General features: G+C 63.2%; 6 protein-coding genes and 1 tRNA gene. 5 read left to right on the forward strand and 2 right to left on the reverse strand.

The window, feature by feature from the left end; translation table 11 throughout:
• Positions 1-88: 88 nt before the first annotated feature.
• Positions 89-2,986: a type I DNA topoisomerase gene (topA, locus tag HMPREF2550_RS01510; RefSeq protein WP_168167666.1), complete on the forward strand. Its 2,898-nt coding sequence runs from the start codon at positions 89-91 to the stop codon at positions 2,984-2,986.
• Entirely contained in the window at positions 2,987-3,718 is a 732-nt protein-coding gene (locus HMPREF2550_RS01515; RefSeq protein WP_070764497.1) for a hypothetical protein, read from the forward strand.
• A gap of 9 nt (positions 3,719-3,727) precedes the next feature.
• On the opposite strand, the gene HMPREF2550_RS01520 is transcribed toward HMPREF2550_RS01515, so the two are convergent.
• The gene (locus HMPREF2550_RS01520) at positions 3,728-5,254 is read right to left on the reverse strand and encodes an adenylate/guanylate cyclase domain-containing protein (protein WP_070789254.1); all 1,527 of its coding nucleotides are present in this window, start codon (positions 5,252-5,254) and stop codon (positions 3,728-3,730) included.
• 37 nt (positions 5,255-5,291) lie between these two features.
• Between HMPREF2550_RS01520 and HMPREF2550_RS01525 the strand changes: the two genes are divergently transcribed.
• From HMPREF2550_RS01525 to HMPREF2550_RS01540, 3 genes are all read left to right on the forward strand, one after another.
• A complete protein-coding gene (locus HMPREF2550_RS01525; protein WP_070789255.1) occupies positions 5,292-6,518 on the forward strand; it encodes a DNA polymerase III subunit delta' in 1,227 nt (408 codons plus the stop codon).
• A 74-nt stretch (positions 6,519-6,592) separates the two neighbouring features.
• Positions 6,593-6,668: transfer RNA gene (locus tag HMPREF2550_RS01530), tRNA-Thr, on the forward strand.
• Between the two features lie 949 nt (positions 6,669-7,617).
• Positions 7,618-8,265: a hypothetical protein gene (locus tag HMPREF2550_RS01540; protein ID WP_070764501.1), complete on the forward strand. Its 648-nt coding sequence runs from the start codon at positions 7,618-7,620 to the stop codon at positions 8,263-8,265.
• A gap of 212 nt (positions 8,266-8,477) precedes the next feature.
• On the opposite strand, the gene HMPREF2550_RS01545 is transcribed toward HMPREF2550_RS01540, so the two are convergent.
• Complete coding sequence (locus HMPREF2550_RS01545; protein WP_070764503.1) at positions 8,478-8,822, reverse strand: hypothetical protein; 345 nt, start codon at positions 8,820-8,822, stop codon at positions 8,478-8,480.
• Between the last annotated feature and the right edge of the window lie 368 nt (positions 8,823-9,190).

Below are 9,190 nucleotides of genomic sequence, written 5' to 3' on the forward strand. Positions count from 1 at the left end.
GGTGTGCATATACTGCGTGGAAGCGAATGTATCGCAGCGGTACATATATATAGGTGCGAATCGAGTTTAGAGCGAGGTGTCACGCAGGGTGACGGGAAACGGCAAGACGCTGGTCATCGTGGAGTCGGCGACGAAGGCGAAGAAGATCCAGAAGTACCTGGGCGAGGATTACATCGTCGAGGCTTCTGTCGGCCACATTCGCGACCTGCCTGGCCGCGCTGCGGATATTCCCGCGAAGTACAAGAAGGAGCCGTGGGCGAAGCTGGGTGTGAACCCGGACGCCGGTTTCGCGCCGATCTACGTGGTCAGCCCCGACAAGAAGAAAAAGGTGTCTGACCTGCGCGCCAAGCTCAAGGAGTGCGACAAGCTCCTGCTCGCCACAGACCCGGACCGCGAGGGCGAGGCGATCGCGTGGCACCTGTTGGAGACGCTGAAGCCGAAGGTGCCGGTGGAGCGCATGGTGTTCAACGAGATCACCGAGTCCGCGATCCGCGAGGCCGCCGAAAACACCCGCGAGCTGGACATGGACCTCGTCGAGGCGCAGGAGACCCGCCGCATCCTGGACCGCCTGTACGGCTACGAGGTCTCGCCTGTGCTGTGGAAGAAGGTCATGCCGCGCCTGTCCGCGGGCCGCGTGCAGTCCGTTGCTACCCGCGTGATCGTGGAGCGGGAGCGCGAGCGCATGGCGTTCATCGCCGCCGAGTACTGGGACATCACCGCCTCGCTTATCCCGCAGCAGGGAGAGAAGACGGAGTTCGACGCGAAGCTGGCCACGCTCGATGGGCAGCGCGTGGCGCAGGGGCGCGACTTTGATGACCGGGGAAGGCTGAAGGGGGAGGCGGTGGTCGTCGATAAGCAAAGGGCCCAATCGCTTGCCGACGGCCTGCAGGGCCGCCCCATGCACGTCACCGCCGTCGAGGAGAAGCCGTACACGCGGCGTCCGCACGCGCCGTTTATGACGTCGACCCTGCAGCAGGAGGCGGGACGCAAGCTGCACTTCACCTCCGCGCGCACGATGCGCATTGCGCAGCGACTGTACGAGAACGGCCACATCACGTACATGCGTACGGACTCGACCTCGCTGTCCAAGCAGGGTTTGCAGGCCGCGCGCTCGGCGGCGACCGAGCTCTACGGTGACAGCTTCGTGTCGAAGTCGCCGCGCACCTACGACCGGAAGGTGAAGAACTCGCAGGAGGCGCACGAGGCGATCCGTCCTGCGGGTGAGCGCTTCGCCACCCCGGGTCAGCTCGGCAACGCGCTGGATGCGGAGGAGTTCAAGCTCTACGAGCTGATCTGGCAGCGCACCGTGGCCTCGCAGATGGCGGACGCGCGCGGCAACTCCACCAAGGTCACCGTGGCAGGCGAGGCGGAAAGCGGCGAGCGTGCCGAGTTCACCGCCACCGGCCGCACCATTACTTTCCCGGGCTGGCTGCGCGCGTACTCCGATACGAACGACAAGGAGACGCACCTGCCGCAGCTCGCGGAGGGCGACGCGCTGGACGCGACGAAGCTCAGCGCCGATGAGCACACCACCAATCCGCCTGCGCGCTACAACGAGGCCAGCCTGGTCAAGAAGATGGAAGACCTGGGTATTGGCCGCCCGTCGACGTACGCCAGCATCATCAAGACGATCCAGGACCGCGGCTACGTGGTCACCCGCGGCAACGCGCTGGTGCCCAGCTGGGTCGCCTTCTCCGTGATCGGCCTGTTGGAGAACAACTTCGACGCGCTGGTGGACTACGACTTCACCTCGTCCATGGAGGACGAGCTGGATGAGATCGCGCACGGCAACGAGGACCGCACCGAGTGGCTCACCGGCTTTTACTTCGGCGACGCAGGCGCGGACGAGAACATGGCCGAGGCCGTGGCGCGCCGCGGCGGGCTCAAGCACATCATCGAGGCCAACCTGGAGAGCATCGACGCCCGCCAGGTCAACTCGCTCAAGCTCTTCGAGGACGCCGAGGGCCGCGACATCAACGTGCGCGTCGGCCGCTACGGCCCCTACATCGAGCGCCAGGTGGGCGTGACCGAAGACGGCGAGCCGGAGTACCAGCGCGCCAACCTGCCGGAGTCCTCCACCCCGGACGGCATCACCCTGGAGCTGGCGGAGAAGCTCTTCGCCACCCCGCAGTCCGGCCGCGAGCTGGGCGAGAACCCGGCCAATGGCCGCATGGTGGTGGCTAAGGAGGGCCGCTACGGCCCGTACGTCACCGAGCTCGTGCGCGACGACGAGCGCGAGACCGCCGAGGCGCACGCCGAGGAGGTCATCGCCGCCGAGCGCGCCGAGGAGGACAAGCAGCGCGCCGAGGAAGGCAAGCGCAAGAAGAACTGGGAGACGAAGACCGCGGCGAAGCAGAAGGAGAAGCGCCTCGGCGAGCTGGTCAACGAGCAGCTCAAGCCCGCGACTGCCTCCCTGTTCAAGACGATGGAGCCGTCCTCGGTCACCCTCGAGGAAGCACTGCAGCTGTTGAGCCTGCCGCGCGAGGTGGGCACCGACCCGGCCGACGGCGAAGTCATCACCGCGCAGAACGGCCGCTACGGCCCGTACCTGAAGAAGGGCACGGACTCGCGCTCCCTGGCCAGCGAGGACCAGATCTTCAGCATCACGCTGGAGGAGGCCCGCCGCATCTACGCCGAACCGAAGCGCCGCGGCCGCGCCGCCGCCAAGCCGCCGCTGAAGATGCTGGGCGACAACGACGTCTCCGGCAAGCCGATGAGCATCAAGGACGGCCGCTTCGGTCCGTACGTCACCGACGGCGAAACCAATGCCTCCCTGCAGCGCGGTGACACCCCGGAGACCGTCACCGACGCGCGTGCGAACGAGCTGCTCTCCGCCCGCCGCGCCCGCGAGGCCGAGGAAGGCCCGAAGAAGGCGACCAAGAAGAAGGCCACCAAGAAGAAGGCGACCAAGCGCGCGAAGAAGACGGTGAAGAAACCCACGCAGACCACCAAGCGCGTGATCAAGGCCGGCTCGAGGAGGAAGTAAATGCTCGCCCGCACGCGCCGGGGCATCGCCGCGCTTATCGACGCCCTGTTGCCCCACTCCTCCCTCACCCCAGAACGCGCAGCGTGGGCGGTCGGCGCAGACGCGGCCGGCATCGCCCAGTGCGCCGGGTGGAACAAAGCCGCGCTGGTGGCCGAGCCGCTTTCGCGCGTCGCCCTCGCCGCCGTCCCGCTGCGCGTGAGCCGGGACCCGGTCCTGACCTGCGCAGTGCTCGCCTCCGCGGTGACCGTCTTCGAGCAGGAGCGTGTGCCGCACGCGCCGTCTGCACTCGGCGTCAGCACGCTAGCGAGCGCGCAGGCCGGCTACCTCACGCGCCTTGTGCAGCGGGGCGCCGCGGTGGGCCGAGTTGGACTTGCTACTGCGGTAGGCGCAGTTGCCGCCGGTGGCGCGATCGCCGCGTGGGCGGATCGCCGCCTGCTGCCCGCCACCCTCATCGGTGGCGTGGCGGTGGCCGCGACGGCGGCAGCGGCAAACGATCCGGCCTTCCGCGCCAACACGAACGATCCGGCGCGCGAGGGCCTAAGCCACGGTGCGAACCTCATACTCAGTGCCGAGGGGCTGCGCCTGCTCACGAATGCGGGCCTGGTCGGCAAGGCCTGCGATGCGGTCGGCCTGCCCGCCGGTTTGGGGGAGCGCGGCGCGCGTGCGGCGGTGTCCTGGGCCGGCTCGATTGGCCAGCTCCTGCTCGTTCACGGGCTCAGCGCCCGCGACTAAGACGCGGAACTAGTAACGGTCCGCCAAGGTGGAGCGCACCGGGCGGGCCAGCTGCGTCATCTTGTTGCGCCCGCGCAGTTCCACGGACTTCATCAGCGTCCAGCGCTGCTGCTCGACCTCGTTCGCGGCGCGTAGCGTGGCGGCGTTGGTCAGCACGCGGCCGGGCACGCCCTTAGCCAGTTCGGTCAGGCGTGCCGCGGCGTTGACGGCGTCGCCGATGACGGTGTACTCGAAGCGGTCGTGCCCGCCGATATGGCCCGCAACGACGTGGCCGGAGGCCACGCCCACCCCGGCTTCGAGCTGAAGGCCGTTGAGTTCTTGGCGGAGTTCGCGGGCGGCTTGGAGGGCGTGCGAGGCCGCGTCGTGAAGCGAGACTGGGGCCCCAAAGACGGCGAGCGCGGCGTCGCCCTGGAACTTATTGATCACGCCCTTGTTGCGGTGCACAACCTCGACGACAACCTCGAAGAAGTCGTTGAGTGCGGCCACGACCTCCTCGGGCGTGTGGTTGACGGCAAAGGTGGTGGAGCCGACGACGTCGACAAACACGACGGCGACTTTGCGGTCCTCGCCGCCCAGTTCCGGCTTTTCTTCGAGCGCTTTCTGCGCGACCTCGCTGCCCACGTAGCGGCCAAAAATGTCGCGGACGCGCTGACGTTCGCGCAGGCCCCGCATCATCTCGTTGAAACCGGCCTGGAGCACGCCGATCTCGGAGCCGTCGTAGATGTCCACCTGCGTGTTGGTCTCGCCGCGGCGTACGCGGTTGATGGCGTCCTGCAGCTCCTTGATCGGGTCGACGACGCTCATAATCACAAAGGCGGTGCCAAACGCGCCGGTGGCCATGGCGGACAAGGCCAGCACGAACACGGCCGGTTGCAGCTCGCCCGGGGTGTTGGTGAAGTAGCCGCGGGACTGGGCGAGGAACAGCAGGAGGATCCCCAGCATCGGCACGGCCGAGGTGGTGAACCACGTCATGTAGAGACGCTGCTTAATCGGCGGTTCCAGCGTCGCGTCCTCGAAGCGGCGCGCCAGGGCCTCGGCCGCGATGGGGCGCACCAGCCGCTCGGCCTGCAGGTAGGTCAGCACGGCGGTGACGAAGCAGGCCATGGAGGTGGCCACGAAGATGACCACCGCAAAGCGCCCGCTCGTGCGCGCGGTGAGCACGGTGAGGATCGTGATACCGATCAGCCATACCCCCACCACGATCAGGGTTTGCAGCACCGGCAAGCGCAGCACCAGCCGTCGCACCATGTTCGGGTCGTGGTCTTGCGGCCGATGCTGCCACTCCAGCACCGGCCGGAAGAGGAAGAAGGTGACAACCATCCCCAGCACCACGGCACACGCGACGTAGACCAGCCCGATCAGCCCGAGCGTGGAGTTGTGCAGCGCCAGCTGCTCGGTCTCCGGCATGGGGATGAAGAAGCGGATGAACGCCATGATGGCGGCGGCACCAAGCAGGTTGGTTCCCAGCACGGTTGCGGCGTAGAGGGGCCAGGAGGTCCCCCACACCCAACGCAAGCCGTGCCAGAATCTGTTCATGGTGTATTACCTTAGCGAACGAGTACGCTAGGGCGCTGTGAACCTGCCCCAGTTTCGAAGTGTTGCCGAGCGCCTCGCGGATGCGCCGAATGTCCGCGAGGTCATCCTTGCCGCGGCCAGCGCTGCGCGGGAGCAATCGCTTATCGACGCCCCCCGCCAGGACTACGCCATGACCCACTCCTGGCTCTTTACCGGCCCACCCGGATCGGGCCGGTCGCAGGCCGCGCTGGCCTTCGCCGCAGCCCTGGTCTGCACGGATCCGAACGAGGTCGGGTGCGGGCGGTGCAAGGGCTGCCTTGACGCGCTGGCGGGCCAGCACACCGACATCGTGCACGTGGTGCCGAAGGAACTGATCATCAAGACGGAATACATCCGTGAGATCGTCGCCCAGGCTGCACGGATGCCGACGGTCGCGCCCTACCGGGTACTCATCATCGAAAACGCGGATCGCCTCCACCCCGCTGCCGCGGACGCGCTGCTGAAAACGGTGGAGGAGCCGCCGGAGCGCACCGTGATTATCCTGCTCGCGCCGTCGACAGACCCGGAGGACTTCTCACAGACGCTGCGCTCGCGCTGCCGCCACCTTTATATCCCCTCGCCGTCCGAGGCGGAGCTGGTGAACATCCTCATGCAGGAAGAAGGTGCCACCGAGCACGACGCCCGCCTCGCTGCGGCGACCTCGCTGCGCCACGTCGGGCGTGCCCGCCTCTTGGTCCGCAGCCCCGAGATCCAAAAGCGCCGAGCGCAGGCCATCAACATGGCGGAGCTGATCTTCCAGGGTGCGTACGCCTTCCAGGCTGTTGGCTCGCTGATCAAGGCGACGGAGAAGGAAGCAGTCGACTCCTACGCGGACGAAGACGCCGCGGAGCGCGCCAAACTCGAGCAGGCCCTCGGCATGGGCGCAAAGGGCAAGGGCGCGGCCAAGGCGCTGCGCGGGGCCGCGAGCTCGCTGAAGGAACTCGAAGCCCGGCAGAAGGCGCGCAGCACTCGCCGCAAGCGTGACGTCTTCGACCTGGTCCTGGTGGATCTCGCCGGCGTGTACCGCGATGCGCTGGTGGTGCAGGCCGGTGCCGACGTCCCGCTGACCCACCCCGATTTCGAACCGCTCGCCCGCGAACTCGCCGAACGCGTCCCTGCCTCCGGCCTGGTCGCCTGCCTGGACGCGATCGCCCAGTGCCGCGCGCGTCTGCACCAGTCGGTGACCCCAGCCGTGGCGTTCAACGGCATGATCGGGCATCTGCGCGTCGCTTGCGGCGTACGCTGACCTGCTGGTTTATCGTTTAGTGGTTTCTGCACTACAATCGTTTTCCGGTACAGCGTCGCTATGCGTGTTGTCCGGCCGCCTTAGCTCAGTCGGCAGAGCGTTTCACTCGTAATGAAAAGGTCGCGAGTTCGATTCTCGCAGGCGGCTCCACCAAAACCCCAGCTAGAACACCGTTTTAGCTGGGGTTTTGTCGTCGTTTCGCGCGTCCAGTTGCCGATTAGCCCGATCAGCGACATCACGCAAAGTGGGGAGCAGCGGGCCTGGTCCTAGATGCACAAAAGCCCCGCACGTAGCGGGGCCTCTGGCAATGTGGAGTTGCACACGACATGCAATCTCTACGCCTCAAATGGTAATGCAAAGCCACCAGTAGACATAAGGAGCAGATCGAACGGCACGGAGCATCAGATAAATATCGATTCCATAACTAAACGCAACTCTGGTTGATGATTACTTGTGCTTCTTCTTTACTGGGGAGGTACCTGAATTGAGTACGAGAGGAGTTGATCCGCAATGCATTACACCAGGAAGTTTGCCCCATCGTTTTGATTTCTGCGTTAGTGGTTGGGGGGGCCGGCTAAGGCGCAAATTGATGGCCCTTCGCTAGTTCCGTGCTCGCCGTCGACTGGGTGCGTAACTGACGGAACTTACCAGTGGCAGGCCCCTATGCCTCCCAAGCTTACGGACGAAGAGCTGCGGCTATGTGATCAATGCAAAGTGCAAACGGTTGCTGCAGGACTAACCGCTGTGGCTGGAGGGTGGTGCTGTTGGGCAACTCGGTGCCGCAGTTATTGGTCCGTGTAAAGAAGTTCACGACAAATACCAAGAACGCGTCGGGCGAGGAGAATAGGAGACAGGTCATATGAGTGGACGATTCATTCTTTTGATTTTGGCGACAGCGTTGGCCTCCCTTTTGTTCATCTGGATGGTGCAAAGTTCGGAAACCCAGTTTTCCGGTTTCATCAGCGGAGCGGTAGCGCTATTCCTTGCTGCTCTTGCGGTGCGTGAGTGGAAGTCCAGGAACTCTCATCCGCATTAAAGCGTTCATCTAGATGCCCCAGGCATCGTTCTGGGCGTAGAAGTGGAGCTACCCTGCTTCAGTGTGACCTACACCGTGTACGAGGACAACTACATCATTCTCGAGGCCTCTGCCCCAGCCGCCGTGGAAGTAGACGTAGACCTACTTTTTGATCGTTTTAGGTGGGCAGAGTTATCGCTTGGCTTCGCCAGCACCGGGGGTTCCTTGAACGAGGAAGTCTCTTCGGGTCTCTGGGAACTCAATGACGTCACACGCAACATGATCAAAGAGCTACAAGCTATCCAAGTACATGTGAATGTCCGCTCTGCGGAGGGCCGATTGCCCCTTCGGCAGCTCTTCGCTGTGTGGGACTTGGCGCTCCCTGTAGCTATCTTTTCGGACCTTCGGTCGGTCGCCATGAAGAGAATTTCGCGTCCTGGAATCTCTCCAGTGCAGCGGAATCCCTTTCCTGACTTCTATTCGCGGGATTGCCTTGAAGATGTGGGCAAGGAATCATGGGCAAGTGCTGTAGCGCTCGTCGATCATGTTGTAGTTCGGCACCACCCACCTGAGCAAGGGAAAATCGCGTTGAGTGTTGGAGGAAAGAAGACCAAAGAAGCAACGTTCTATGCAGAAGGATTCCGCCCCGTGATCATCTCCCGTGATTTTGAATCGATCTTGGGTGATCTTCCCCTAGAAGAAGAATGGTCTGTCGCAGCTATCCGGATATGAGCAGGGCATTGATTGCAGGCCTCAGCGACGAGATCAACGCACTCGAACCCGCGAGGCTGCATTGTCCAAACGGGGCTAGCTCCATTTGGATCAAGGCCGGGCAGAAAACCCCAGTTCGAACCGTTTTAGCTGGGGTTTCTTCGTTAGCTGAGGTTCATCATGAGACCACGATATCCCGTTCTGGTTCACACCCCGAGAACTTAACCTAATGTTCACAGCTTTTTCATCCCCCATTCCCATCCCCCACGATCAGCATCAGGAGAGGGGGGAGCGTAGCAATGGGAAATCTTTGAAGCGTGAAAGTAGTCCGTGAACGGCTTTTGCTCAAGATGCACACATTCCTCAGAGTCCCATTCGAACGATGCCAATTCATGCCAGACCTCAAATTGTAGCCGCAAACAATGCAGATCCTTAAGGCCAAAAAAGCTGCATAGCTCTGAAATCGTAAACTCCGCAACGACTTCATCTTTGTACAGCTTAATCCGAACAACATGATGGTCAACGTCTACCGGTTCGCCACCCTCTAGGTTCCAGAGTGGGGTTTTTAACACTTTCATTAGAGCCTCCTTAATTAGACTCCCCTGTAAAGTCTCCCTGGCACCGTTCCAAGTTAAAGGAATGGGGGTGGTGGTGCCACGTTATATCCAGCGCAACCTCTTGTGGCCAACACACTTCACTCACGTTCCCTTTCAATTAGGGTACGCCCCAGAGTTACATGTGATGTGCTGGCATTAATGAAACACGGCGAGTAGGAAGTCTAATTCAACCCCAACTTCTGCGGCCCGAGAATTTGGCTATCTCTCTGTTCGCACTATTTATTCCTCATTTTCCACGACCTTTCTCCGGCCCAACACGGCCGGGCCCGACCCCGCACGACTGAAGTTCATTCAGCACCTCCACGACGTCGACGTCCTGGTCCTCGATG

Source organism: Corynebacterium sp. HMSC074A01 (assembly GCF_001831515.1).
In the GTDB taxonomy this organism is placed as follows: domain Bacteria; phylum Actinomycetota; class Actinomycetes; order Mycobacteriales; family Mycobacteriaceae; genus Corynebacterium.

Excerpts from the sequence above, each read along its gene's own strand:
- HMPREF2550_RS01515 (WP_070764497.1), top strand. The coding sequence starts at position 2,987 with ATGCTCGCCCGCACGCGCCGGGGCATCGCCGCGCTTATCGACGCCCTG.
- HMPREF2550_RS01520 (WP_070789254.1), bottom strand. The coding sequence starts at position 5,254 with ATGAACAGATTCTGGCACGGCTTGCGTTGGGTGTGGGGGACCTCCTGG.
- HMPREF2550_RS01545 (WP_070764503.1), bottom strand. The coding sequence starts at position 8,822 with ATGAAAGTGTTAAAAACCCCACTCTGGAACCTAGAGGGTGGCGAACCG.